Origin of the sequence: Janthinobacterium agaricidamnosum NBRC 102515 = DSM 9628 (assembly GCF_000723165.1) — a bacterium.
Classification (GTDB): domain Bacteria; phylum Pseudomonadota; class Gammaproteobacteria; order Burkholderiales; family Burkholderiaceae_D; genus Janthinobacterium; species Janthinobacterium agaricidamnosum.
The window spans coordinates 3,004,782-3,030,958 of sequence record NZ_HG322949.1; the positions used below are offsets into that span (position 1 = coordinate 3,004,782).

Genomic DNA, 26,177 nt, shown 5'->3' on the forward strand with positions numbered 1-26,177 from the left:
GATTGAAGATGATGCGGTACAGGTGCTTGTTCATGGGAGCGTGAAGAGTGAGGTATGAGGGTGAGGCATTAATTCGGGGGGCTACTGGCGACTTATTGGAAGCCGCCATCGGCCGGCCGGGACAATCTCCCCAATGAGGGAGAGAGCGTCATGTCGGATAGTTTTTTGAGAGAGGGTATTCAGCGTGAAACCGGCGGCGCTGACCTGCAGGCGAGCGGCAACCGGCACGGTACGGCAGAACAGCCGCAACGCACAGCAAAACAATGACACATACATTACCTTGAATAATTACTAAATCATGGCAATTATAGAATCATAATTTCCATATAGCAATAAAAATATTTATTTGAAAATAGTTTCTTGATTTAGCTTTAATTGCGGCGATAAACAATGAATCGGCGCGCCCGAATAAAAAACGACTGCATTAATAAACACGCCGCAGCGAAAGAATTTCTTAAAAACCGGCGCTGCAATTGTCACATATTGTCACTTTTTTCCGGAACCGACGATGGCGCTGCCGTTCTAATAACTGGCCAAGACTGGCAACACCCGGCGCTGTTGGCGGCGCTCACTCATCAACTTCGGAGAAGGGATCATTATGTCTAACATCACCATTAATGGCGTCACGCTGAATCCCGCTGCAGAGACACCGGCACTAAAACAACTGGCGCTGTTCCAGCCGGACGCGGCAAGTTCGGACTATATTCTGGTGCAAACCAGGGAACCATTGACCGCGCCGCAAAAAAAACAATTGAGCGACACCGGCGCGGAAATGCTGGAGTATGTGCCGACCAATACTTATATTTGCCGCTACAACGACACCGACCTGCACCAGGTGCGCGCGCTGCCTTTTGTCGCCTGGGCCAATGTCTACCTGGAAGGATTCAAGATTTCCCCGCAATTGCACGCCGCCGTCAAGGCGAAACAGGCGCCGCTGCTGGGCATGCAAGGCATGGCCAGTTCGCCCGGCTCCAGCCTCGAACAGGTCGACATCGTCCTGCACCGGGACGCCGACAGGACCGCCGCGTTGAACCAGGTCGCGCTGGCGGCCGGCGTCAGTCCCGGCCAGCTGAATGCGGACAATGGCAAGATCCGGCTGCGCGTCGATACCGACCGGCTGGACGCACTGTCGAAAATCGACCTGGTGCGCAACATCGAGCCGGTGTTCGAGAAAAAATTATGGAATAACGTCGCGCGCGGCATACTCGGCGCGGACACGGTGATGACGGCGCTCGGCCTGCAAGGCCAGGGACAAATCGTCGCGGTCTGCGACACCGGCTTCGACAACGGCGACGCCGGCCATCCGCATCCGGCCTTCGAGGGCCGCGTCAAGGCCCTGCATGCGCTGGGCCGGCCGAACGACGCCAGCGATCCGCAAGGGCACGGCACCCACGTTTGCGGCTCGGTGCTGGGCGACGGCCATTCGGCGGACGGACCGATACGCGGCACCGCGCCCAAGGCCACGCTGGTGATGCAATCGGTGCTGGATGCGCGCGGCGGCCTGGGCGGCCTGGGCAACAACCTGTACCGGCTGTTCCAGCAAGCTTACGACGAAGGCGCCCGGGTCCACTCCAATTCCTGGGGCGATTCGAATAACGGCTACACGCCGGATGCCTACGACGTGGATAACTTCATCTGGACCAACCGCGACATGAGCATCCTGTTCGCCGCCGGCAACGATGGCAGCGACCGCAACCGCGACGGCTTGATCGATGCGCACTCGGTCGGCTCGCCAGGCACGGCCAAGAATTGCATCACCGTCGGCGCCAGCGAAAACCAGCGGCCGGACTTTTATTATGTCGATGGCCGGTTCAAGTTCAACCGCTATGGACAAGGCTGGCCGCAGGACTACCCGTCCGACCCGCTGCGCAACGACAAGCTGGCCGACAATCCGGAGGGCCTGGCCGCCTTCAGCTCGCGCGGCCCGACCGCGGACGGCCGCATCAAACCCGACCTGGTGGCGCCGGGAACCGGCATCCTGTCGACCCGTTCGCGCGCCGACGGCGTCGCCAACGGCTGGGGGCCATCGCCCGACCCGCTGTACTTTTACGAAGGCGGCACCAGCATGGCGACGCCGCTGGTATCGGGCTGCGCGGCGGTGGTGCGCGAATTCCTGCAGTCGCAGCAAGCCGCCAGGCCCAGCGCGGCCATCGTCAAGGCGATACTGATCAACGCGGCCCGGCCGCTGCTCGGCCAGTACACGCCGAGCGAAGCCGGCACCATCCCGAACAACAACCAGGGCTTTGGACGGGTCAACCTGGCGGCGGCGGTCGATGCCGGCGCCGACAGCGAGATACTGGCCTGGTGGGATGAAGGCACGCAGCTCGACACCGGCGACGAAGAAGTCTTCACGGTACAACTCGATCGCCCCGCCGCCGAACTGAAAGTCACGCTGGTCTGGACCGATCCTCCCGGCGAAACGCTGCAGAACGACCTGGACTTGACGGTCGAAACCGACTCCGGCCGGCTCGGCATCGGCAATGCCGCGCCCGGCTCGACGATACCGGACCGCAGCAATAATGTGGAACAGGTCAGCCTGCTGTCGGTGCCGGCCGGCGCGGTCACCATCAAGGTCAAGGCTTACCGCATCGCCATCGACCGGCAATCGTTCGCGCTGGTGGCGCGCGCCGTACTGTAAAACCGGCCTGTCGCCGCGTCAACCTGCTGTTGGCGGCCCGGATTTGGCGCTCCGGGCTGCTGCCGGCCAGCGATTTGCTGTATGCTGGCGGCTGAAAGGAAGATGTTATCGACATCTTTGATACGCATGCGACTGACCGCCTACACCGACTACACCCTGCGCACCCTGATGTACCTGGGCATGAACCTGGATCGCCTTGTGACGATCCAGGACATCGCCGACCTGCATGCGATCTCCAAGAATCACTTGATGAAAGTGGTGCATCAACTGGGCTTGTCCGGCATCGTCGAAACCGTGCGCGGCAGGAATGGCGGATTGCGCCTCAAGCGCGACCCGGCGGACATCAATATCGGCGCCATCGTGCGCGACACCGAAACCGATTTTTTCATGGCCGAGTGTTTTAATACGGCCCACAACACCTGCCCGCTGACGCCGGGCTGCAAGCTCAAGTCGGCGCTGGCCGAAGCGACCCGGGCCTACCTGGCCGTGCTCGACCAGGTCAGCCTGGCGTCGCTGCTGAAACCTGCGGCGGACAGGCCCGGCACGGCGCTGGCGCCGGGCGTGATAGCGCTACATCAGCTTAAGAAACCAGCTTAAGAAAGCCATTTAATCCAGCGCGCCGGCCGGGCCGAAAAACTCATAGTGGGTTTGCGCTTCCGGCACGCCGAGATCGGTCAGATGGCGCTTGACCGCCTGCATGAACGGCGTCGGACCAAGAAAATACGCATCCACGTCGCGCGATGGCGGCAGCCATTGGCCTAATTGTTCGCGGCCGAGCAAACCCACCGCATGCGGCGCCGCATGTTCATCCAGCGCTTCCGCGTAGCAGTAATAGCGCGACAATTGCGGGTGGCTGGCCGCCAATTGCTCGATATGCTCGCGGAAGGCGTGCACGCCGCCATGCCGCGCCGAGTGGATGAAATGTACCGGGCGCCTGGTGCGCAGCGCCGCCGTCAGCATCGCCAGCGTCGGCGTGATGCCGACGCCGCCGCTGATCAGCACCAGCGGCTTGTCGCCGTCGCGCAAGACGAATTCGCCCGATGGCGGCGACAGGCGCACGCTGGCGCCCTGCCGCACCTGGTCGTGGAAGAAATTCGACACCTTGCCGCCGTGTTCGCGCTTGATGCTGATGCGGTAATCGACACCGTTGCTGGCCGCCGACAGCGAATACTGGCGGCGCAGTTCGACGCCATCGATCGTGACCAGCACGCCGATGTATTGGCCCGGCGCGAAGTCCAGCACCGGGCCGCCATCGCTGGGCGCCAGCACGAACGACGTGATTTCGGCGCTTTCGACGATCTTGTCGCGCACCACGAAGTCGCGCGCGCCGGTCCAGCCGCCAGGGGCCGCCGCTTTTTCGTCATACAGCGCCGCCTCGGCGCCGGCCAGGATATCGGCCAGCTGGCCATACGCGGCGCCCCACGCTTCCAGCACCGCGTCGGTGGCGGTTTCCGCGCCCAGCACTTCACGGATCGCCTGCAGCAGGCTGGCCCCGACCATCGGATAATGCTCGCGGCGGATTTGCAGCGCGACGTGCTTGTTGACGATGGTCGATACCAGCGGCCCCAGGTTTTCCAGGCGCTCGATATTGCGTGCATACATCAGCACCGCGTTGGCCAGCGCGCGCTGCTGGTCGCCATGGTGCTGGTGCGCCTGGTTAAAATAAGGCGCCACTTCAGGGTAATCGCGGAACAGGTTCTTGTAAAAATGACGGGTCAGCGTTTCGCCGCCCTGCTCCAGGACCGGAACGGTGGCGCTGACGATATTGCGGTGTTCGATGCTCAACATGATTCATCCTTGTTCATCAGGTAAAAGGAAAACAAAAAGGGGGAAGTAAGGACCCGCATCAGGCGGCCTGCCGACCGGCGTCAAATGCCTCGATCGCCGGATAAAATTCGCGGTCTTCGCGCTGCATGCGCTGATACAGCGTTTTCAGCACATGGTTGGCGTCGCTGCGGAATTGTTCGGGCTGCGCTGCGACCTGGGGCGCGGTGTTCCACTTGCCGGCAAACGCCAGGTAGGCATCGACGATGCCATCCATTTCGCCTTGATATTGCCGGCTCATGCGAGCCAGCGCGGGATTACCCGCCGTTTGCAAGGCGGGATACAGATAACGCCGCTCGACCGCCAGATGCAATTTGATAAGACCGCTCATCGCGACGATCTGCGCGGCAATACGCGGCGCGTTCTCGCCGATGCCGTCTTGCGCCAGGCTGCGCAAGGCCGCGATCGCGGCGAGGATATCCAGGTGCTGCTGCTTGAATTTATCGATGTTCATCGTGACGTCCACCCTGCCATTTCTCGATTGAATGGCGCAAGTGTAGATCAAAAACATTAAACATGCAAACAAAATACATCTTTATAAAAATAGTCAAGCATCTGCGTGACGGAAAGATGTATCGCGGCCCGGCGGCCTCTCACCTATGGCATTTACAGCAGCTGCAACAATCCGGCCAAGGTCGCCGAAATGCGGCGCAGCACCGCATCGCGCTCCGGGTGGATGAAGAAGTGATCGCCCTGATACCATTCGACCGCCAGCGGCAGGCTGGTTTCCTTGCCCCAGCCCGCCACCTCTTCCTCGCCGATGCGCTCGTCGCGCCGGCCGGCCAGCGCCGTGACGGGAATGTTCAACGGCAGGCTGGCCCGGTACTGGTATTGCTCGACCAGCCGGAAATCGGCGCGTATCGCCGGCAGCACCATTTGCATCAATTCGCGGTGCGCCAGGATTTCGGGCGGCGTGCCGTTATACTCTTTCAAGGCGTCGATCAAGCCGTCGTCCGACAAGGCATGCAGTTGCCGCGACACGCCCCGGTGCTGCGGCGCGGCGCAGCCGGACACGAACAGGTGGCGCGGCATGGGCAGGTCATGGCGCTGGTGATAACGCGCCAGTTCGAAGGCGATCAGCGCGCCCAGGCTATGCCCGAAAAAGGCGAACGGCAATTCGCCCGCGGCGCCGGTCATCAGGGCCAGCGTTTCGATCAGCGGCGGCAGCGCTTCGTATGGCGCTTCCGCCAGGCGCGGGCCGCGTCCCGGCAACTGGATCGCACACACTTCGATGGCCGGGTCGAGCAACGCTTGCCACGGCATGAAACTGACGGCGCTGCCGCCGGCATAACAAAAACAGTAGAGCCGCAAGCGGCGCGGAGCGCCGGGCTTGCGCAACAGCCAGGCGGATGGATTGATGCTTGGATTCATATCAGACAGTGTGCAAAATGGGGCGCGGAACTTCCGCGCCATGTTGTGAAACCGACTGCAAGTGACCATCTTCCAGCTTGATCACCCGGTCGGCGCAGTGGAAATACGCGTCGTCGTGGGTGATCAGGATAACCGTCTTGCCGCGTGCTTTCAAGTCTGGCAACAAACGCGTGTAAAACACGCGCTTGAACAGCCGGTCCTGCCCGGCCGCCCATTCGCCGAACAGGTACACGGGACTTTTCTGTTCTTCGCTGATCTTGGCGATGCACAGGTCATCGGCAAAATCGCCTGATCGAGCCGCGATCGGAAGGGAAACCGGCGGCAGGAATTACAGGGCGCCGCGCTGGCGTTCACTCAGCGCCAGCAAGTTGTCGAGGCGGCTGGCGTCGCAACTGAGCGCCTGGCCATCGTCGAACAGCGGCGCGCTCAAGCCGGTCAACACCGAACCGCCCGGCATTTCCAGGGCCAGCCGCGCGCCGCGTTCCCACGCGTGGCGCGCGGTGTCGTGCCAATGCACCTGGCGCGCCACATTGGCCGCCAGATCATCGGCGATGCGGGACGGATCGAACAGCGCGCGCGCCGCACTGCCGCTGATGTAGGTCAGTTGCGGACGATGCAGCGTCACCTGCGCGAAGGCCGCCTGCATTTGCAGCGCTACGGCGGCGTACAACTCGCAATGCGACGGCACGTTGACGGCCAGGCGCTCGGCGCGGCTGGCGCCGGCCTGCAGCGCCAGCGCCGCAACCGCCTGCAGCGCCGCATCGGCGCCGGCAATCACCAGTTGCCGCGGTCCGTTCAGATTGGCCAGGTAGACTGGCGATTGGCGGCCATGCACGCTGGCGATCAACGGTGCGAGCCGGCCTTGATCGAGTCCGCTGATCGCCGTCATGCCATAGCCTTGCGGATAGGCGTCCTGCATCAGCTGGGCGCGTCGCCGCACCAGCGACAAGGCGGCGCCGTAATCGAGCAGGCCGGCCGCCACCGCGGCCGGATAGGCGCCGATCGACAGGCCGGCCACCATGTCCGGCCGCGCGCCATGCGCGGCGAACACCCGGGCCATCGCCACGCCGCAGATCAGCAGGCAAAGCTGCACGGCGACGGTGGATTGCAGCGCCTGGGCGCTGTCCATGCGCAGCGGATCGCCACCCAGCACGGCGCCGGCCTGCTCCAGCGTGCGGCGCACTTCAGCATGATCGGGCAACGCATGCAGCATGCCCGGCTTTTGCGCGCCCTGTCCCGGAAAGGTAAACAAGATGCCGCTCATGGTGCGCTCCATGGATCGTCCAGCAGTACCGGCCCGGCGCCGGTCTTGAGCATGATCCTGGACGGCCACCGCAGCCACTCGGCCAGCGCAAACGCGCCATGGCCGGTATCGACCTGGATATCGATGCGGCAGACGGGGCTGACCTGCAAGGCGGCCAGCGCCGCCGCCTGCCCAGCGCCGAGCCGTCGCGGCGCGCGCAGCAGCAGGTCCAGATCGCTGTCCGGACGCAGCACCGGCAGGCCGCTGGCCAGCAAAAAGCCGACGCCGCCGGTCGGTCCCCAGGCCAGTCCGCTGCTGTCGAACGCCGGCGCCAGCGCGGCCAGCGCGGCCAGCGCCGGGAAGCCGGATGGATAGCGGCCGGCGGCCAGCGCTTCAGGCGCGACAGACCGCAATACCGCGTCACGCTCGACATAGGCGGCGCAGCGCTGGCTGCGCGTGGTCCCGCGCACACCGACCGGCAAACGGCTGTCGCCGGCCGCCATGGTTTCGCGGCGCAGCACCAGCGGCGCCCGGCGCAGCCAGTCGTCGGTGAGCCAGTCCGGCCGCGCGGCGCCACGCTTGAACGACAGGCCGTCGGCGCCGGCGATCCACAATAAATCGTGCGGATTCATGGATCAGCCGACGATGGCCCTGGTGGCGAAATACAGCACCGACGGCCCCAGCAGGCAGCCCAGTCCGGTATGAAAAGTCGCCACCAGCGTCCCGTACGGCACCAGCTTGCGGTCGGTCGCGGCCAGGCCGGCCGAAACGCCGCTGACGGTGCCGGCCAGGCCGCCGAACACCATCGCCGAACGCGGGGTTTTCAAGCCGAGGAACTTGGCGGCGATCGGCGTGCCGACCATCACCATGATGGCCTTGACCAGCCCGGTGGCGATACTGAGCGCCATGATTTCCGACTTGGCGCCAATGGCCGCGCCGGTCACCGGGCCGACGATATACGTCACCGCGCCGGCGCCGATGGTGGTCATGCTGACCGCGTCGGTGTAGCCGAACGCATACGCCACGCTGGCGCCGACGATGAATGGCAGCACGGTGCCGAGCAGCAGCGCAAGCACGCCGATCAGGCCGGCCTTGCGCGCTTCGCTGGCTTGCACCTCGAACGCGGTGGCGACGATGGCGAAGTCGCGCAGCATGGCGCCGCCCATCAGGCCGATGCCGCTGAACAGCGACAAGTCGGCCAGGCCTTTCTCGCCGCCGGTGCGCAGCCCGCCCCAATAGGCCAGGGCCAGGCCGATCAATATCGCGATGGCCGAACCGTGGACCCGGCCGAACGTCAGCCGGCGCGACAACTGCATCGACAGATACATGATCAATCCGACCACCGCGAACGCCGTCACCAGGCCATTATTCAATACGGTCTTTTCCAGCATCTGTAGCATGATGGTCTCCTCAGGCTGGCGCGACGGCGTCGATGACGGCGGCTGGACGCTCGCCGCGGTTGATCAGCGCGATGCAGCAGGCGCACACCAGCAGCGCGCCGAACGCGGCCAGCAAGGCCACCGGGCCGCCGCGCAGCGCCGCGACCACGTTTTGCTGGGCCGCCATCGCCACCACCACCGGAATGTACATCGCGCCCCAGAAGGTCACGCCCAGTTCTGTCGTTTGCGGCATCAGGCCGCGCTTGTGCATATGCAGCCGCGCAAAAATCAGCAAGATCATGGCGATGCCGACCCCGCCGACGTTGGTTTTCACGCCGATCAGCGCGCCCAGCATGTCGCCCAGAAAAATCCCCAACAAATGGCACACGGCCAGTAATGCGGTTCCATAGATAATCATGATGTCTCCTCCAACAATATAATCAGGCGGCCGCTGGTTTGTTATGTATGCTGGCCGCCACCTTTTTACGGGCACCTTGCGTTTTCACTACCTCACTTACCACTGCTGGCGCAGCATCTGCCTGACCTTTCTCGACGCCGCGCGGTGTTCGCCGTCGAGCCGGCCGGCCAGGTCCTGGCGCGGATCGGCCAGGATATCGGCCAGCGCGTCTTCCAGCGTTTGCCGCACCAGGGCCACATCGCTGTCCAGCGGCCGGTCCGCGTCGCTCGGCGCCAGCACCCGCCACAACAGGCCGAGCGACGCATAGCTGCGGATATCGTAAGCCATCGGCGGCACGCTGGCGGCCAGCGTTTCCAGCGCCGCGACCGAACGCAGCGTGATGCGCGCGGCCGATGCCTTGCCCATCGCATGCACCATCACGCCCGGATCGTCGAAGGCGATCAGGCGGTTGGCCTGGTAGCCGTGCGCCAGGAAGGCGCCGGACATCGCCAGCCCGACGATCAGGCCGATCACCGGGTGCCCGGCCAGACGCGCCTCGGCGTAGGCTCCGGCCGCGCCGGCCAGCGCCTGGTGGATGCCGTACGCCTCTTCGCGCCGGCCATACGCCTGGCTGGTGACGTCGATCAGCGCGACAATCGGGCGCTTGACGGCCGCAGCGCGGTCCAGCGCGATCACTTGCTGTACCGCGCGCGCCAGCAGCCAGCCCTCGACCAGGCCGATTTCGCCGTTGCGGGCGCGCGGAAAACGGTTGTTCCAGTCCGGCACGACGGCGATATAGCGCGCCGGCCGGCCGGCCAGGCTGGCATCGGCCACCCGCAGCGCGGCGCCGTAGCCGCCGGCTAACGGTGCGCTGCCGGCCAGCAGCGCCAGCCAGCGCGCGCCGCGGCTTTCTGCTTGCTGATTTTGCTGATTTTGCTGACTCATGATGCCAGTCCTTTCCGGTAAATATCGCGCACCTCCTGCGGCACCGCTTGCGCCGTCGTGTCGACCTGTTCCAGGCTGGCCAAAAAGTCGTCGTGGCGCGCGCTGCGGTGCACGACCGGCACGCCTTGGGCGAACAAATCGGTCAGCACCGCGCGGATGCCGGGCGTATCGTCGTCGACATAAGCGTCGGCCAGATGGGTCTGGAAACGCTGTTCGCCGCCGGTCAGGCTCCAGATCAACGGCCGGTTGCGCGCATCGAATTCGGCGATGCCCGCTTCCTGCTCGATCACTTGCGGCCCGTTCAAGCCGAGCCGCGCTTCGCGGGTCAGCACCAGATACGAACACAAACCAGCCGCGATCGACATGCCGCCGTAGCAGCCGACCGTGCCGGCAATGACGCCGATCACCGGCCGGTAGCGCCGCAGATCGACGATCGCCGCCTGGATTTCGGCGATCGCCGCCAAGCCCAGGTTGGCCTCTTGCAGCCGCACGCCGCCGGTCTCGAACAGGATCACCGCCTGGGTCGGCACGCCGTTGCGGTTGTCTTGCGCCGCCAGTTCCAGCGCGCCGGCGATCTTGGCGCCGCCGACCTCGCCCATGCTGCCGCCCTGGAATGCGCCTTCGATGGCCAGCACCACGGTCGGCAAGCCAGCCAGCGTGCCTTTGGCAACGATAACGCCGTCGTCGGCTTGCGTGACCAGGTGTTGCATCGCCAGCCATGGCGACGTGACCCGGTCGAACGGCCCGACCAGTTCGCGCATGGTGCCCGAATCGAGCAAGGCCATGGCACGGCTGCGCGCGCCCCGTTCGATGAAACTGTCGCGCGCCAATAATTGTTCAATGCCGATGTGGGCTGTGCTCATGGCCGCCCCGCCGCTTCTTCGAAGGCTTGCTCGATGCGCATGCGCACCACGCCCGGCGTGGCGCCGCTGTCGTTGATCTCGATATCGGCGGCCGGCAGCGCGGCATCGGCAAACACGCGGCTCAACAAGGCTGACCACACGCCGCCGTAGCCGTCGACCGAGGTGCTGACACGCACCGTGGTGCTGCCGGCCGGTTTCGGCTCCAGCAGCACTTCCAGGTCGCCCGAACTGACCACCCCGGCCAGCGCGCGGCTGGCCGCCGGCTGGCCGGCGCTAAATTCATACTGTAGTTTTTCCATCATCGGCCTCCATTATTTGCACACTATCTTTTTTGATCCGCTTGTTCAATCCGGTCCAGCAGCAACGCGGCCGCCAGCAAGTCGGCCGCGCCGCCGGGCGACAAACGGTCCGCCAGCATCCGCCGTTCCAGCGCCGACAAGGCCAGCTTGCCGGCCGGCGCGGCGGCGCCGCCGGCATCGAGCACGGCGCGCGCGCCGGCTTGCGTGGCGGCCAGCGCCGCTGCGCCGCCGCGCGCCAGCAGGCAGGTGTCGTCCAGTTGTCCGATCACCGCCAGCAAGGCGTTCAGGCGCGCCGCATCTTCGCCATCGCCGCGCCGGCGCGACGCGGCCAGCATCGGCAGCGCCACTTGCATCACTTGCGGAAAACCGGCCTGCGCCTGGGCCCGGGCGCCGCCGACGCCGTGTTCCAGGCAAGCCAGTTCGCCCTTGTTGCCGGTAACCGCCGGCGCATGGCGGTCGCGCAGCCGCGCCAGCAGGCCGGCCCGGCAGGCGATGTCGGCGGCCGACCTGGCGCCGGGCTGCGCGGCGGCGCTGACCAGCAAGCCCAGCGCCCAGATCGCGCCGCGATGGGTGTTGATGCCGCCGGTGGCGGCCATCATGGCCCGCTCGCCGTCGCGGCCGATGGCGCCGATGCGTTCGCGCAGCAGCGCCGCATCGCCGATTTCCTGGCCGGCCAGCGCCATCGCGCGGAACGCCGCATGCAGCGCCCACGCCGAATGACACATCAGCAGCCAGTTCAAGTCGTGGTGCGCGCCGCTGCCGCGCAGGTCGACCAGGCCCGGCTTCGGGGTCAGCATCGCTTCATCGATCAAGGCGGCGACCGCCATGTCGGCCAGACGTCCGGCCAGCGGCGCCGATGGGGCGCTGCTCGCGAGTCCCTGCAATCGATTCAAGGCAGTCATCACCAGTTCCTGAATTTGGCCGGCGGGTTATATAAACCATCGGACCATTCGACCAGGTCGCCGATGCTCTTGGCGGCCAGCAGCGAACGGCTGGCGTCGCCGCGCTGCACGCCGATATCTTCCGGCAGCGCGATCAAGCCGCCGGAGCGCAATGCCGCCGTGGTTTTCGGATCGTGTCTCAGGCCGACCGGCGTCACGCCGGCCACCGCCGCCAGCATCGCCTTGCGCTGGTCCAGCGAACGCGCCTTGTACAGGTAGGCGATGCCCTCTTCGGTCAGCACATGGGTCACGTCGTCGCCATAAATCATCACCGGCGCCAGCGGCATGCCGGACGCCTTGCCGACCGCCACCGCGTCGAGCGATTCGACGATGGTCGGCTGGCCGCCGTCCTGGAAGGTTTCGACCATTTGCACCACCAGCTTCTTGCCGCGCGCCAGCGGGTCGTCGGTTTCGATCAGGTCCAGCCAGGCCGGGCTGGCGTGGCGCCGGCCATGCGGATCGTGGCCCATGTTCGGCGCGCCGCCAAAGCCGGTCAGCCGGCCCCGTGTCACCGTCGAGGAATTGCCGAGTCCATCCATTTGCAGGGTCGAACCGATGAACAGGTCGACCGCGTACTGGCCGGCCAGCTGGCACAAGGCGCGGTTGGAGCGCATCGAGCCATCGCGGCCGGTAAAGAAGATATCCGGCCGCGCCGCCGCGTACGCTTCCATGCCCAGCTCGGCGCCGAAGCAATGCACGCTGTCGACCCAGCCGCTTTCGATCGCCGGGATCAGCGTCGGATGCGGATTCAAGGTCCAGTTCTTGCAGATCTTGCCTTTCAAGCCCAGCTTTTCGCCATAGGTCGGCAAGATCAGCTCGATCGCGGCGGTGTTAAAACCGATGCCGTGGTTGAGCGACTGCACCTGATGCCGTTCATACACGCCGCGGATCGCCATCATCGCCATCAGCACATGCACCGGCTTGATCAGGCGCGGATCGCGGGTGAACAGCGGTTCGATATAAAACGGCTGGTCGGACTGCACCACGAAGTCGATCCATGCGCCGGGAATGTCGACCCGCGGCAAATCGCCCGGATCGTCGACGATCCGGTTCACTTGCGCGATCACGATGCCGTCGCGGAAAGCCGCCGCCTCGACCAGCGTCGGCGTATCTTCGGTGCTGGGGCCGGTGTACAGATTGCCCTGGCGGTCGGCCATGTAGCCGGCCACCAGCACCACGTTCGGCGTCAAGTCGACATACAGCCGCGCATACAGTTCGACATAGGTGTGGATCGCGCCCATTTCCAGCAAGCCGTCTTGCAGGAATTGCGAGATGCGCAGGCTTTGCGCGCCGGCGAAGGCGAAATCGAGCTTGCGGGCGATGCCGCGCTCGAACAGGTCCAGGTGTTCCGGCAGGCTGACGCTGGGCATGATCAGGTGCAGATGATTGACCTTGGCCGGATCGAGCCGCACCAGCGAACGGGCCAGGAAGTCGGCCTGCTTTTGATTATTCCCTTCCAAGACCACCCGGTCGCCGCTGGCGATCAGGGTGTGCAGCGCCTCGACGATGCTTTCGGTGCGCAGCAGCGGGCCGTCGCACAAATGGGCCACCGAAGCCAGCCGGCGCTGTTTTTCGACCCGCCGGGTATCCCACTGGCGCTTGATGATGCTGTTCATGAACTCTCCACTGGCTGTTACCGTGATGCTCCAGCATAGGAACAGCGCAGCGCCATTACAATCAAGCTGGCCGCCGGTTGATTAACCTGGCAGTAATGAAATCCGTCAAAACAAGGTATGCTGCGGTTTCCGGTAAGCAGTTACAGCAACCATCGCGGCGGCCCTGATGATCGACGAAGAAATCACCCTCAAGAAGCTGGAAGTGTTTTTGGCCTTCATGCGCCTGCATAAGCTGGCGCGCGTGTCGGAGGAACTGGGGCAAAGCGCGGTCAGCGTGCACCGTTCGCTGCACTCGCTGGAGCAAGGCTTGCGCTGTCCGCTGTTCAAGCGCGAGGGCCGCAGCCTGGTGCCGCTGCCCAGCGCCTATGCGTTCGCCAAGCATGCGCAGCGCGCGGTCGGCGAATGCGAGGAAGGCATCCGCAAGGTGCGCGAGCTGGCCGGTTTTAATACCAACCGCTTGAAAATCGGCTCGCTGTATTCGCTGACCTTGCGCTGCGTGCCGCAATTGCTGATCGGCCTGAAGCTGCGCAAGCCGGCATTGAATGTCGACCTGACGCTGGGCTCGAACCAGGAATTGCTGCAAAGCCTGGACGACGGCCGGCTGGACGCCATCGTCATCGGCATGCAGGCGCCGCTGAACGACCCGAATCTGATCGCCGTGCCGCTGTTCGAGGATGAGGTGCGGCTGGCAGCCCCGCCGGGGTCGCCTTATGCGGGCCAGGCGCAGATCGACCTGAAGCGGATGCGGGATGAAAAATTCATTACCCTGGGCGATGGCTTTGTCACCTCCGACAGTTTTGCCCACGCGTTTCGGCAAGCCGGCTTCGTGCCCGAAACCGTGATGCGGGTCGGCGATATCTTTTCGCTGATCAACCTGGTCAGCGGCGGCATCGGCTACAGCCTGCTGCCCGGCCGAGTGGCCGAATTCAGCAGCCGCATCGAGCTGATCCCGCTGGCCGGCCAGTATGCCTCACACCAAAGCATCACGCTACTGCTGCCGAAGAACCGCGAGCGCGACCCGAATTTACTGGCCCTGGCGGCGCAATGCCGGATGTATGGCAAGCAGCGCCAGGATGACCTGGGAAAGCCTCCGGCCGCCCTGCCCGCTCACACCAGTCCGGTCAGATAATAGACGCCGATGACGATAAACACCACCACTGTCTTCATCACCGTGATGCCGAAAATATCGCGGTAGGATTGACGGTGCGTCAGACCGGTCACCGCCAGCAGCGTGATGACGGCGCCGTTGTGCGGCAAGGTGTCCATGCCGCCGCTGGCCATCGCCACCACCCGGTGCATGACTTCCAGCGGGATATGCGCTTGCCGGGCCGCTTCGATAAAGCTGTCCGACATGGCGGCCAGCGCGATGCTCATGCCGCCCGATGCGGAGCCGGTGATACCGGCCAGCGTGGTCACCGACACGGCGGCGTTGACCAGTGGATCGGGTACGCTGCGCAGCGTGCTGCTGACGGCAAGGAAGCCCGGCAGCGCGGCGATGACGCCGCCGAAACCGTATTCGGACGCGGTGTTCATCGCCGCCAGCAGGGCGCCGCCGACCGCCGCCTTGGTGCCTTCGGCAAAGGCGCTGCGAATCCGGCCGAACGCGGTGACACACACCAGCAGTATGCCCAGCAGCAGCGCCCCTTCGACGGCCCAGATGCCGACCACGGAGGCGATCGTGGTCGTCACTGGCGCATGCAGGCCCGGCAGCGCGTCGACGGTCAAGGCGTAACTGTCGCCATACCATCCGGGTATCAGCTTGGTCAGCGCGAAGTTGGCCACCCCCACCAGCACCAGCGGCGCCACCGACAGCAGCGGATGCGGCAAGGCGCCGGCATCGATGCTGGGTTTTTCCGTGCCGGCGCCATAACCCTCGCCGGTCGCCATGACCGCACGCCGCCGCCATTCCAGATAAACCAGGCCCAGCACCACGGTCAGGATCGCGCCGATGGTGCCCAGCCACGGCGCGGCCCAGCCGGTGGTGTTGAAGAAGGTGGTGGGAATGATGTTCTGGATCTGCGGCGTGCCGGGCAGCGTGTCCATCGTGAACGAGAACGCGCCCAAGGCGATGGCGCCCGGCATCAGCCGCTTCGGAATATCGCTCTGGCGGTACAGCTCGGCCGCGAATGGATAGACGGCAAACACCACCACAAACAGCGACACGCCGCCATACGTGAGCGCCGCACACACGGCGACGATGACGGCGTTGGCGCGCGAGCGGCCGATGTAGCGGATCGCCGCCACCACGATGGATTGCGAAAAACCGGACAACTCGATCAGCTTGCCGAACACCGCGCCGAGCAGGAAGACCGGGAAGTACAGCTTGATGAAACCGACCATCTTGTCCATGAAGATGCCGCTGAAGACCGGCGCCACCGCCGCAGGCTCGGTCAGTAATACCGCACCCAGCGCGGCCAGCGGCGCAAACAGGATCACGCTGTAGCCGCGGTAGGCGGCAAGCATCAGAAAGGCCAATGCAGCAAGAACTATCAATAAAGACATGTTTCCCGAGCCCTCATATGAGAAATGCAATGATGAAAATTACATAAAATACATCATAACATGCTGCGGCATCCGAATGGATGAGCCCGGGACGTGCGTGGCGCCGGGTTCCCTGCAAGAGTCAATTCAGCCCCCCCAGACAAAAAAAGCCGCATGGAATGTATCCCATGCGGCTTGCAGAGAAGGCTGCCGTGCCGGCCAGCCATGTCCGGGATGAAAGCCTCCCGGCTATGAATTAAAAGAACTTGTAGTTGGCGCCCAGGTAGAAATAACGGCCGCGGGCATTGTACAGTTGCGCAAAGCCCAGGGTGCCGTACTGGTTGGTCGAACCCATCAGGCTGTATGGCGGCATGCGATCGAACAAGTTTTTAATACCGCCGGTCAACGTCAGGTTTTTGATGACCTGGTATTGCGCCGTGAAATCGACTTCGGTGTGCGAAGGGATCTGGCGGGTGCCTGCAGGGATTTTTTCAACCCGCTTGTCGGAGTCGATCATGTCGCCGGTGGTACGGGTAATCAGCGAACCGGTGAATGCGCCGTAATCCACGCCCAAGGTCAGCGTATTGCGGTATTTCGGATTCATGTAGGTACCCTTGGTGCTCAACATAGGATCGCCTTCGCTATCCATGGTTTCCTGGGTCGTGTACACGGTCGCCGCATTACGCAAGGTGAATTTGCCAAACGCGGTTTGCGGCGAAGTGTAGCGGATATCGGTATCGACACCTGCAACATGGGTCTTGGCCAGATTTTGGTTGTTCAGCAAAACACGGGCTTCACCGCCAACGATTTCGATATGACCCAGTTCAACCGCACGGCTGACGGTCAGCGTACCGATTTCATTCTCTTTCTTGATCTTGAAATAGTCGACGCTGATCGACAAGGCGCTCACCGGCGAGAAAACCACGCCGAAGTTATAGGTCTTGCCGGTTTCAGGTTTCAGGTTCTTGTTCGAGCCGGTGACTTCGTAATACGGGAAATTGCTGCACGAACCAGACAATGTCGGGAACGCATTGCACACATCCTTGTCGTCGGTCGAATTGGCGCCCGCATCGACGCCGCCGAACATTTGCTTGAGCGATGGCGCCAGGAAGCTGCCGGCGTAGGAACCGCGGAACATCAGGCTATCGATAGGCTGGTAACGCAAGGCCACTTTCGGGCTGGTCTTGCTGCCGACGCTGGAAATATCGTCGTAACGCAAGGCCAGTTGGGCTTCGACGCTTTTCAGGAAAGGAATCGACAATTCGCCGAAGATACCTTTGGAATTACGGCTGGCATCCACCTTGGCTTGCTGGATGCCGCCGAACACCAAGCCGTCGACCTGGTTTTGATCGGGCGTATCCGTCAGCGATTCCTTGTTATACGACACGCCGACGGCATACGCCAGCGGGCCGCCAGCCAGGTCCATGATCGGAGCCGAAGCCTTGGCGTTAAAGAACGTCAATTCCGATTTGCCTTCGCGGAAAGGCGACAGACGGATCTTGTCGATTTCGGCCGGCGAATTGTTGGTGCTGGCCGGATTGATCAACCCTTTTGCGATGGCGTCGTTGAACAGATCGGTCTGCAGATAGTTCGAGTCCTGGTTGCTGGCCTTGCTGATGCCTTTGCCGATCGAGACATCCCAATCGATGCCGGCGTTGTTGCCTTCCAGGCCAGTGGTGAACTGGGTCAGCGAACCTTTGCGGTCGGTGATGCGCGGGCCGATTTGCATGAAGCGGCCCAGCACCGTGCGATTGCCGCTGATTTTGTACGCGCCGGGAGCCGGTTGTGCCTCGAAATGATCCTTGTTTTCCGAATAAGTCAGCTCGGCGAACGCGCGCGTGCTGTTATTGACCTTCAAGCTGCCGATCAGCATGCCGCTGACGCGGTCTGCGCCGTTAATCGACGTCAAGATGGTTTTATTGAAGTCGAAACGGCAGCTTTTGCCGACCAGGTCTCCCGGAGCGCAAGGCAGCAGTTGCGTGCCGTCGCTGACGTTGCCGTTCGGCGAATAACCGCTGCGGGCGTCGATGCCGCCCAAGCGGCGGAAGTCGGCCGAGCTGGTGATGTCGCGGTCTTTGCGGAAGATCGGATCGCGCTTGAGCACGTCAACCGTGGCCAGCACGTTGAAACCGGACTGGTCATAATCGCCCAGGCCCCATACCAGGCTGGCGTTTTTCTCTTTCGCGTCGGAACGCGAACTTTGGCCGTAAGAACCTTTGACTTCCAGCCCCTGGTAATTTTTCTTGGTGATGAAGTTCATCACGCCGGCCACCGCATCGGCGCCGTAAATCGCCGAACCGCCGTCTTTCAGGATTTCGATGCGCTCCAGGGCGCTCAATGGAATCACGTTGACGTCGACTGCGGCGCCCGCGCCGCTACCGTCAGCCAGCGCATTGGTCGGCAAGCGGCGGCCGTTCAACAAGATCAATACGTTACGTTCGCTCAAGCCACGCATTTTGATGTTGGTGGTGCCCGAACCCGACGGCGAGTTGGCGCTCAATTCGCCCTGGTCATTGATATCGATGGAAGCCAGATTCTTGATCAGTTCCGCGACGCTGGTCGCGCCGGTACGTTCGATGTCTTTCTTGGTATAAATTTCAACCGGTGCGGCAGTTTCCGCATCAACGCGCTTGATCGCGGAGCCGGTCACCACTACGCGCTCAACTTTTTCCCCACCCAGTTTTGCATCTTGCGCGAGTGCGGTTTGGGACATCAAACCGGCACTGGCAGCCAGACCACTTACCAGTGCCAGACGCACCGATTTGGCCAACATCTTTTCTACCATTATTACATTCTCCCGAAGAAATTATTAAGTGGCATTTCATTGGATACTCATGAAATACTTTTTTATGCCGCTGTTTTTTTGCAGCGCACTTTTAATTAAGGGACTTATTTTTATATATTCAAACCACGGTTGAATCGTCTGCCAACAAGCTGCCCGGAAATCATGAAAGCATCTTTATGATTTGTTTGTCAAACATCAACACGGCTTTCCAAAAAAACATCAATAAAATGAGATTTCTCAAGGCTAGAGCAGTGAGAAAGCTTGAGAAAGAAATTTTTAAATGATAAAAAACAAAAAAACGTACATTTTATTCTGAAATTTAATAAAAAAACCATTTAAAATTTTCCAACTTGGCGCCTTGGAAACACCCCAATCGTTGCAAACGCACAACAAATCTATTGTATGAAAAAGAATTCGCCTGATCGGTGACTTTCAAAATGCCATTCAAGTCATTTTCAAAAAATAAATTTCCAGGGCGCTGACATAGTGTGGGCAAAAGCAAGGTTATCGCGGCACCCAATCAATAAGGAATGTGCTAATTGCACAGCGACAGGTGTAATAACGATAAAAATAGCGGGCTTGACGGCCGATAAGCGGTTCTACAGCAGGCGTTCCGACAGCACATGAAATTTGACGGCCGGCACCATAAAACCAAACGGCCCCTCTGACACCGGCAATTGCGCCAGCAGCGAACATTGCGCGGCGCCTGGCTCAAGCTGCAGCGGCAGCACGTGCGCCAGATCCACCGGCAATTGAATTTCACCGAGCGCCAGCCTGCCGAGCCGCTCGACATGGGCAATCGCCGCATCCTGGCAGGCGATAAACTGCACCGCGTTTTGCCAGTTGCCGAATGCTTCCGCAAACACGGGCGCCAAGCTCTTGTCATGGCCTACGCGCGCCGCACAGGCCAGCGCCGGCGCGCTGCCGGCGCCAGGCACGATGCCCGATTCGACCACGCCGCCTTCGCTGCGATGCGTAAAGCTGGCAGCCAGATGGGTCGGCAACACATCGCTGAACAGCCGCGTCCCCAGCGCATACACCAGGCTGTTCATGATGTTCTTCAAGAAAAACACCGTGCTGACCTGCGGCGCGCCCGCCGGCGCCTGCTCCAGGTACAGCCGCCAATTGCTTTGCATCGGCGAGGGAAACAAGGTCCTCAACGGTCCCAGCAAGGCCGGGCCAAAATGGCCATGCCGGTAGGTCAGCACGGTAAACGGCGTCTTTCCGGCGTGCTACCACAGCTTCATGCCCGGCGGCGCCAGCGTTTGTGCGGCGGTCGCATCGACCATCCAGGTATTCGTAATACGCACGCAAGAGCCGCTGGCGCCCATCCAAATAAGCGGCCCCGGCAATGCGATAAAAAGGTCCGGCCCGTGTATCATGCTGGCTGACGATGATCCTCAAAAAACAACTGGCATGCGCACTCCCTCCTACCTTCCGGCATTTGCGACTCCCGACAAGATTTTCACCAGCGCCTTGACCCGGATGGCCCTGGCAACCGCCTTGCTGGCGACCGGTTTCGCCCAGGCCAGCGGCGTCGACTGGCGCGGCAAGATCGATCTGCGCGCGGTCGAGTCGGACACCGATCAAAGCTGGACCGATTCCGGACTGGGAAAGTCGCGTTATGACCGCCACTCCAGCCGCTTCAGCCTCGGCCAGGCGGTGCTGCGCGGCGACCTCGACTTGCTCGACACGGTCAACGGCGCGGTGCTGCTGAGCGCCAGCGACCAGCACCATGGCGTGGTCGATATACAGGAGGCATGGCTGGGCTGGAATCCCTTGCCGTCGGGCGCGTGGAAGATGCGCGTCAAGGCCGGTTATTTTTTCCCGCCGACCAGCGTCGAAGTCGAGTATGGCGGCATCGACTGGACCCCGGGCCCGCACCATTTCCAGTGCCGCCATCAATAGCTGGATCGGCGAAGAGCTGCGCACCAACGGCCTGGAATGGAAGTTGTGGCACAGCGGCCGTTATGACGCTTCGCCGCATGACTATGGCGTGACGGCGGCATTATTCAACGGCAACGATTCGACCGGCACGCTGCTGGCCTGGCGCGGCTGGTCGGTCAGCGACCGCATCGCCGGGCGCAACGAGGCGCTGCAACTGGCGGACTTGCCGATCTACCGGCCTGACGGCGCGATTGCGCGCCAAAGCCGCACCATCCCCCCCTTCCGCGAAATCGACGGCCGCCTCGGTTATTACGTTGGCGCCAACTACAGTTACAGCGAGGTGATCGAAGTCGCCGGACTGCATTATGACAACCGCGCCGATCCGCTGGCGGTCAAGGATGGCCAATATGCGTGGCGCACCAAGTTCGACCATATCAGCCTGACGGCGCATCCGGGCGGCGACTGGGAATGGCTGTGGCAGGCCATGCGCGGCAATACGTATATGGGCCGCAATGCGACCGGCCTCGATTACCAGGCCTGGTATGCATTGGTCAGCCATCCGCTGTGGGCCGGCAAACTGGCGTTGCGCTACGACCGTTTCAGTACCACCGAGCACGATATCTGGCCATCCGACCCGAACGGCGAACGCGGACGCGCATTGGCGCTGGCATACAGCATGGCCCTGAGCCATTCGGTATCGCTGATCACGGAATTGCTGGCGATCCAGAGCGAGCGGCCCGCACGCAGCCTGATCGGGCAATTGCCGCGGCAGACCGAACGCAGCATCACGACGTCGCTGCGCTGGGAATTTTGACGTTAACTGATGTAAGTTTGATGTAAATCAAATAAAGGCGCGACGCGAATACAGCGCCGCGCCACGCTCCCTGCGAGATCCCGTGCCGATCTTGGCCGGCCTGATATTTTCCCGTCAAGATTTTCCTTACCTGCCAGCGTTATTGCTTTAGAATCACTGGCTTTTGTGCCATGGTTTTCCATGGAACCGCCCTCACCCGTAAATCAGGATCCCAATACATGATGGAAGACGGCAACAACGAACTCAAACGCGGCCTGAAAAGCCGCCACATCCAGCTGATCGCACTGGGAGGCGCGATCGGCACCGGCTTGTTCCTCGGCATCGCGCAAACCATCAAGATGGCCGGCCCGTCAGTCTTGCTGGGTTATGGCGTGGCAGGTCTGATCGCTTTCCTGATCATGCGCCAGCTCGGCGAAATGGTGGTCGATGAACCGGTCGCCGGCTCCTTCAGTTATTTTGCCGATAAATATTGCGGCAACCTGGCCGGCTTCATGTCTGGCTGGAATTACTGGGTATTGTATGTGCTGGTCAGCATGGCGGAATTGTCGGCGGTCGGCATCTATGTCCAGTACTGGTGGCCGCACATACCAACCTGGGTGTCGGCGCTGGTCTTCTTTGTCATCATCAACAGCATCAGCCTGTCCAACGTCAAAGCCTTCGGCGAAATGGAATTCTGGTTCGCCATCATCAAGGTGGTGGCCATCGTCGGCATGATCTGTTTTGGCGGCTACCTGCTGATTTCCGGTGACGCCGGCCCGCAGGCGAGCGTCAGCAACCTGTGGCGCCATGGCGGTTTCTTTCCGAATGGCGCCGGCGGACTGGTGATGGCGATGGCCGTGATCATGTTTTCGTTTGGCGGCCTGGAACTGGTCGGCATCACCGCGGCCGAGGCGGACAACCCGTCGTACACGATTCCGCGCGCCACCAACCAGGCGATTTACCGCATCATCATTTTTTACATCGGCGCGCTGGGCATCTTGTTGTCGCTGTATCCGTGGGACAAGGTAGTTACCAGCGGCAGCCCGTTCGTGCTGATCTTCCATGCGCTCGACAGCAGCCTGGTCGCCAATGTGCTGAATGTGGTGGTGCTGACAGCCGCCTTATCCGTCTATAACAGCGGCGTGTACTGCAACACGCGCATGCTGTACGGCCTCGCCAAACAAGGCAATGCGCCGCGTTTCTTGCTGAACGTCAACCGCCGCGGCGTGCCGCTGGCGTCGCTGGGCGTGTCGGCCATCGCCACCGGCATCTGTGTCGCGGTCAATTATTTTATTCCGGGCAAGGCGTTCGAAGTGCTGATGGGATTGGTGGTGTCGGCCCTGATCATCAACTGGGGCATGATCAGCTGGATACACCTGCGCTTCCGCGCCCATAAACGGCAACAGGGGCAAACCACGCTGTTCCGCAGCCTGGGCTATCCATTCACCAACTACCTGTGCCTGGCCTTCCTGGCCGGCATCCTGGCGGTGATGTACCTGACGCCGGATTTGCGCTTGTCGGTGTACCTGATTCCGGTATGGCTGATCGCGCTGGGGATAGGCTACTGGCTCAAGCAACCCGCCAAAGCGGTCATTTGACGTGCCGACGCCCCGCCGCTGGTATTGCACCGGCGGGGCGGACAGGCTGCGCCGTCAGCCATGCGCGGGATTTATTTCAGTACGATCACGCCGCAAGCCAGCCGTTTACCCGAATTGCCGGTCGGCTGGGTCCTGAAATCATCCGGATCGGCGTGCACGATCAAACCGCGGCCGATAATGCTGTTGGGCGCATCCTTGTCCAGCGATATCTGGCTCAGTGGAAATGCCATTTTCAATTCCGCATTGCCATTCATATCCGTTTCCAGATTGCCGAAGTCGCCGCCATGGTGCGGGCCGCTGGCCGGATTGCCATGCTGCACGCCAGTCGGATTAAAATGCCCGCCCGCGCTGAGTCCATCCGGCGAGCTGCAATCGCCTTTTTCATGGATATGGAATCCATGCTGGCCAGGCGACAAGCCCTCGATACTGGCGATGACCCAGACCTGGCCATTCTTTTCTTCAAAACGGACGCTGCCGCCGGCTTGATTGCCCTGGGTCGGTTTCAGCACCGCGTTGGCGACCAGTCCGGCCGACGGCGCCACAGGCTGGGTGGCGCAACCGGCGATGGCGACGGCGCTCAAAAGGATCAGCGAAATATGTTTCATCCAAAATTCTCCCGAGAAAGTGTATTTTTTGTCGATGCCGTGAGTGGCTGGCTGCGAGCCTGCCCGGTAGATGCATACGCCCTCTTCTGGCGCCCCTGCCGGGACAGGCTGCAACGCCGACAACATGCCGGCGTCCAGCCATGGCGTAATGATCTCACCTTTCAGGATCTTGAATAATCAACGATTTTTAATCGCGCGCCCATGATTGAACCGCAGCCTTGTCGCCCGTCATCGGGCCGGCATGACCGGTTATCGACTTGATAGCGAGATGAACACATGACATCGATACCGGCAGCTTCCGTGCAATCTAAGAACCTATCCCAGTAGATGAATACGCCCTCTTCTGGCGCCCCTCAGTAGCGGGGACTGCGTTGCTCGTCGTCGCGTGGCTCGCCACGCTTCCTCCTCACGCCTGGTCCGCGCTCCTGATGCGCTGCCAGCAGACGACGCTCACTACTGGGATAGGCTCTAAGCAGGGTCAGAAATCACAATAATTTATTACGGTCTAGTTAGCGGCACGCGCAAGCCATCTTCGGCGAATTGCACCGGCCCCTGGTAAGCCTGGCGTATCGATGCGGTGACCGCCTCGCGCTGCGCATCGATGACCGGCGAGATATGACTCAGCAACAAGCCGCCGACACCCGCATCGCTGGCGATGCGTCCGATATCTTGCGGCGCGGTATGCAGCGTGTACAGCACTTGCGGCGACTTGGGCGGATCCAGCACCACCGCATTCAACACCAGTAACTGGCTATCCTTGGCGATGCTGCGCAAGGCGGCGTGGCCCAAGGGGTCGATGTCGCCGCTGAAGGTGATGCTCTTGCCCTTGTAATCGATACGGTAAATCACCGCCGGCGCATCGCGATGGTGGCCGGCGATGGCGCGTATCACCAGTCCATCCTGGTTGACGATAATGAGCGGCGCGGCGCCCGCCTTTGGATGGGTAAACAAATCGGTGGTCTTGAACGTCACCGGCGCGGAAAAATCGCGCAAATAGCTGAACGCGCCCTGCTTGCCGAACATCAGGTCGATAAAACGCGACGTCGATGGAAACGCCGCATCCACATCGCCCTCCCTGGTCTGGCCGCCCTTGCTGGCGCTCGGGCCGAACACATGAAAGGCGATCTTGCCGCACGCACTGACGGCGCGCGCCTTGATCAAGCCCGGCAAGCCGCCGGCGTGGTCGGCATGCAAATGCGTCAGCAATACAATATCCATGTCGGCAAACGGCAGCCTGGCTTCGCCAGCCCGGACAAACGCACCCGGTCCGGCATCGACCAGAATGCGCGGCTTGCCGTCCAGCAGCACCGAGTAAGCGGCGCCGGCGCGTCCGGTGGCGCCAGGGCCGCCCGAACCGAGCACCAGCAATTCCAGCGCGGCGCTGGCCGGCGGCGCATCCTGCGCGGCGCTGGCGCCGGACATGGCGAACAAGGCGGCCACCATCAAAGCGGCGCGCAGCCCGGCCCGGCGGCGCGGCGGTCGCCGGGTAATCGCTCGTTGCATGATATCGATGATGTTCTCCTGCTTATGAGATATATTGGACATGGCGGCACCCAGGCACTCGGCTGTGCCATGGATGGCGGGCTTCGGCATTATAGGGCAGGCTCCGCAGGGGCGTACCGGGGCCGTCGGCGGACGCAGGCAGCGCGCCGGATCGCGACAATAGGCTTGTTCATTTCAGCCCATTGGCCGTACACTTGGCGCCAAATAAAACCTCCGCTGAACAGTGACGATACGGACCGACTTGATGCAAGCTCTCCCGCCAGATTGGCCCGCCCCGGCGCCATCCGATAATGCCGACGCCGCGCAGTTGCGGCTGGTCACGCGCCACTGGTCGATTTGCGGCCGCGCGCCGATGCAGCTGGTGATGGCCGGTTTCGACCCCGGCGATTTCAAGCCTGGACGTTTTGGGCAAGCGGGCATCCAATGCCCGGAGCAAGTGGCGCGCAGCGTGAACAAGCGACAGGCCGAGTTTTTTTTCGGACGCAGTTGCGCGCGCGCGGCGCTGGCCGGCATCGGCCTTGGCCTGGGCGACACCGACATTCCCATCGGCGCGGCGCGCCAGCCGCTGTGGCCAGCGGGAGTGCTGGGCAGCATCACGCACAGCCACCATGTCGCCGCCGCGCTGGTCTTGCCGGCAAGCCAATATGGCGGCATCGGGATCGATATCGAAACAGTCGGGGAAGGAACACTGGACTTCATGCATGGCAGCATCGTGTCGGCGCACGAACTGGCGTATTTGCGGACGCTGCAAGACCGGCTGGACTTGAATACCCTGCTGACCCTGGTGTTTTCAGCCAAGGAAAGTTTTTTCAAGGCCGCATTTGGCGCGGTACAACGCTTGTTTGATTTTGATGCGGTGCATATCGAACGCATCGATGTGGATAGCCGCACGATCTCTTTTGCACTGACGGAAACGCTATGCCCGCAATTTCAGCAAGGCACGCGCTGGAGCGCGGCGTATGCGGTGATGGATAGACGCCAGATCGTTACGGGTTTTCTTTGGTGACAG

25 protein-coding genes are annotated in these 26,177 nt (G+C 62.3%); 7 read left to right on the top strand and 18 right to left on the bottom strand.

All coding sequences use genetic code 11. The features are described 5' to 3' along the window. Nucleotides 1-598 precede the first annotated feature (598 nt). Complete coding sequence (locus GJA_RS12705) at nt 599-2,638, top strand: S8 family serine peptidase (protein WP_038492774.1); 2,040 nt, start codon at nt 599-601, stop codon at nt 2,636-2,638. Nucleotides 2,639-2,764: 126 nt separating this feature from the next. Further along, nucleotides 2,765-3,235, top strand: coding sequence for an RrF2 family transcriptional regulator (locus GJA_RS12710; protein ID WP_038492777.1), 471 nt, complete (start codon nt 2,765-2,767; stop codon nt 3,233-3,235). A gap of 9 nt (nt 3,236-3,244) precedes the next feature. Here GJA_RS12710 and hmpA read toward each other — a convergent pair whose 3' ends face one another. The 13 genes from hmpA to mdcA all read right to left on the bottom strand — a co-directional run bounded on the left by hmpA (nt 3,245) and on the right by mdcA (nt 13,516). Next, entirely contained in the window at nt 3,245-4,426 is a 1,182-nt protein-coding gene (gene hmpA, locus GJA_RS12715) for an NO-inducible flavohemoprotein (RefSeq protein ID WP_038492780.1), read from the bottom strand. 58 nt (nt 4,427-4,484) lie between these two features. Next, complete coding sequence (locus GJA_RS12720) at nt 4,485-4,916, bottom strand: hemerythrin domain-containing protein (RefSeq protein WP_038492783.1); 432 nt, start codon at nt 4,914-4,916, stop codon at nt 4,485-4,487. 152 nt (nt 4,917-5,068) lie between these two features. After that, complete coding sequence (locus tag GJA_RS12725; RefSeq protein ID WP_038492786.1) at nt 5,069-5,833, bottom strand: thioesterase II family protein; 765 nt, start codon at nt 5,831-5,833, stop codon at nt 5,069-5,071. Nucleotide 5,834: 1 nt separating this feature from the next. Beyond that, complete coding sequence (locus GJA_RS12730; RefSeq protein WP_038492789.1) at nt 5,835-6,065, bottom strand: hypothetical protein; 231 nt, start codon at nt 6,063-6,065, stop codon at nt 5,835-5,837. 96 nt (nt 6,066-6,161) lie between these two features. Next, on the bottom strand, nt 6,162-7,097 hold the full coding sequence (gene mdcH / locus GJA_RS12735) for a malonate decarboxylase subunit epsilon (RefSeq protein ID WP_038492793.1): 936 nt from the start codon (nt 7,095-7,097) through the stop codon (nt 6,162-6,164). Next, on the bottom strand, nt 7,094-7,708 hold the full coding sequence (locus GJA_RS12740) for a malonate decarboxylase holo-ACP synthase (protein WP_038492796.1): 615 nt from the start codon (nt 7,706-7,708) through the stop codon (nt 7,094-7,096). The genes mdcH and GJA_RS12740 overlap by 4 nt, the downstream gene beginning before the upstream one ends. A gap of 3 nt (nt 7,709-7,711) precedes the next feature. Next, nucleotides 7,712-8,476 carry a malonate transporter subunit MadM gene (madM, locus tag GJA_RS12745; protein ID WP_038492799.1) on the bottom strand — a complete coding sequence of 255 codons (765 nt, stop codon included), beginning with the start codon at nt 8,474-8,476 and terminating at the stop codon, nt 7,712-7,714. Between the two features lie 10 nt (nt 8,477-8,486). Further along, nucleotides 8,487-8,873, bottom strand: coding sequence for a malonate transporter subunit MadL (madL, locus tag GJA_RS12750; protein ID WP_038492801.1), 387 nt, complete (start codon nt 8,871-8,873; stop codon nt 8,487-8,489). A gap of 96 nt (nt 8,874-8,969) precedes the next feature. Then, a complete protein-coding gene (gene mdcE, locus GJA_RS12755) occupies nt 8,970-9,797 on the bottom strand; it encodes a biotin-independent malonate decarboxylase subunit gamma (RefSeq protein WP_038492804.1) in 828 nt (275 codons plus the stop codon). Beyond that, nucleotides 9,794-10,660, bottom strand: a complete 867-nt coding sequence (locus GJA_RS12760) for a biotin-independent malonate decarboxylase subunit beta (protein ID WP_038492807.1) — start codon at nt 10,658-10,660, stop codon at nt 9,794-9,796. Before GJA_RS12760 ends, mdcE begins: the two co-directional genes overlap by 4 nt. After that, nucleotides 10,657-10,959 (bottom strand): malonate decarboxylase subunit delta, encoded by a 303-nt coding sequence (locus GJA_RS12765; protein WP_038492810.1) that lies wholly within the window; start codon nt 10,957-10,959, stop codon nt 10,657-10,659. Before GJA_RS12765 ends, GJA_RS12760 begins: the two co-directional genes overlap by 4 nt. Nucleotides 10,960-10,982: 23 nt before the next feature. Continuing rightward, nucleotides 10,983-11,861, bottom strand: a complete 879-nt coding sequence (locus GJA_RS12770; protein ID WP_051780783.1) for a triphosphoribosyl-dephospho-CoA synthase — start codon at nt 11,859-11,861, stop codon at nt 10,983-10,985. Then, a complete protein-coding gene (gene mdcA / locus GJA_RS12775) occupies nt 11,861-13,516 on the bottom strand; it encodes a malonate decarboxylase subunit alpha (RefSeq protein WP_038492813.1) in 1,656 nt (551 codons plus the stop codon). Before mdcA ends, GJA_RS12770 begins: the two co-directional genes overlap by 1 nt. Before the next feature lie 163 nt (nt 13,517-13,679). Here mdcA and GJA_RS12780 point away from each other — a divergent pair, with 163 nt between their 5' ends. Then, nucleotides 13,680-14,645, top strand: a complete 966-nt coding sequence (locus GJA_RS12780; protein WP_051780786.1) for a LysR family transcriptional regulator — start codon at nt 13,680-13,682, stop codon at nt 14,643-14,645. On the opposite strand, the gene GJA_RS12785 is transcribed toward GJA_RS12780, so the two are convergent. From GJA_RS12785 to GJA_RS12795, 3 genes are all read right to left on the bottom strand, one after another. Continuing rightward, nucleotides 14,624-16,018: a GntP family permease gene (locus tag GJA_RS12785; protein WP_038492816.1), complete on the bottom strand. Its 1,395-nt coding sequence runs from the start codon at nt 16,016-16,018 to the stop codon at nt 14,624-14,626. The two genes, GJA_RS12780 and GJA_RS12785, sit on opposite strands and share 22 nt — an antisense overlap. Before the next feature lie 235 nt (nt 16,019-16,253). Further along, nucleotides 16,254-18,710 (bottom strand): TonB-dependent receptor, encoded by a 2,457-nt coding sequence (locus GJA_RS12790; RefSeq protein ID WP_167541111.1) that lies wholly within the window; start codon nt 18,708-18,710, stop codon nt 16,254-16,256. Nucleotides 18,711-19,381: 671 nt separating this feature from the next. Further along, the gene (locus GJA_RS12795; RefSeq protein ID WP_051780788.1) at nt 19,382-19,990 is read right to left on the bottom strand and encodes a hypothetical protein; all 609 of its coding nucleotides are present in this window, start codon (nt 19,988-19,990) and stop codon (nt 19,382-19,384) included. Nucleotides 19,991-20,198: 208 nt separating this feature from the next. On the opposite strand from GJA_RS12795, the gene GJA_RS12800 reads away from it, so the two are divergent. The 3 genes from GJA_RS12800 to GJA_RS12810 all read left to right on the top strand — a co-directional run bounded on the left by GJA_RS12800 (nt 20,199) and on the right by GJA_RS12810 (nt 23,060). Further along, complete coding sequence (locus GJA_RS12800; protein ID WP_144241517.1) at nt 20,199-20,690, top strand: hypothetical protein; 492 nt, start codon at nt 20,199-20,201, stop codon at nt 20,688-20,690. Beyond that, nucleotides 20,635-21,483, top strand: a complete 849-nt coding sequence (locus GJA_RS12805) for a hypothetical protein (protein WP_038492824.1) — start codon at nt 20,635-20,637, stop codon at nt 21,481-21,483. Before GJA_RS12800 ends, GJA_RS12805 begins: the two co-directional genes overlap by 56 nt. 221 nt (nt 21,484-21,704) lie before the next feature. Further along, nucleotides 21,705-23,060 carry an amino acid permease gene (locus tag GJA_RS12810; protein WP_038499745.1) on the top strand — a complete coding sequence of 452 codons (1,356 nt, stop codon included), beginning with the start codon at nt 21,705-21,707 and terminating at the stop codon, nt 23,058-23,060. A 71-nt stretch (nt 23,061-23,131) separates the two neighbouring features. On the opposite strand, the gene GJA_RS12815 is transcribed toward GJA_RS12810, so the two are convergent. Both GJA_RS12815 and GJA_RS12820 read right to left on the bottom strand, forming a co-directional pair. Beyond that, complete coding sequence (locus GJA_RS12815; RefSeq protein WP_038492826.1) at nt 23,132-23,665, bottom strand: superoxide dismutase family protein; 534 nt, start codon at nt 23,663-23,665, stop codon at nt 23,132-23,134. A 498-nt stretch (nt 23,666-24,163) separates the two neighbouring features. Beyond that, nucleotides 24,164-25,168: an MBL fold metallo-hydrolase gene (locus GJA_RS12820; RefSeq protein ID WP_081905632.1), complete on the bottom strand. Its 1,005-nt coding sequence runs from the start codon at nt 25,166-25,168 to the stop codon at nt 24,164-24,166. 244 nt (nt 25,169-25,412) lie between these two features. On the opposite strand from GJA_RS12820, the gene GJA_RS12825 reads away from it, so the two are divergent. Next, a complete protein-coding gene (locus GJA_RS12825; protein ID WP_081905386.1) occupies nt 25,413-26,174 on the top strand; it encodes a 4'-phosphopantetheinyl transferase family protein in 762 nt (253 codons plus the stop codon). Nucleotides 26,175-26,177 lie beyond the last annotated feature (3 nt).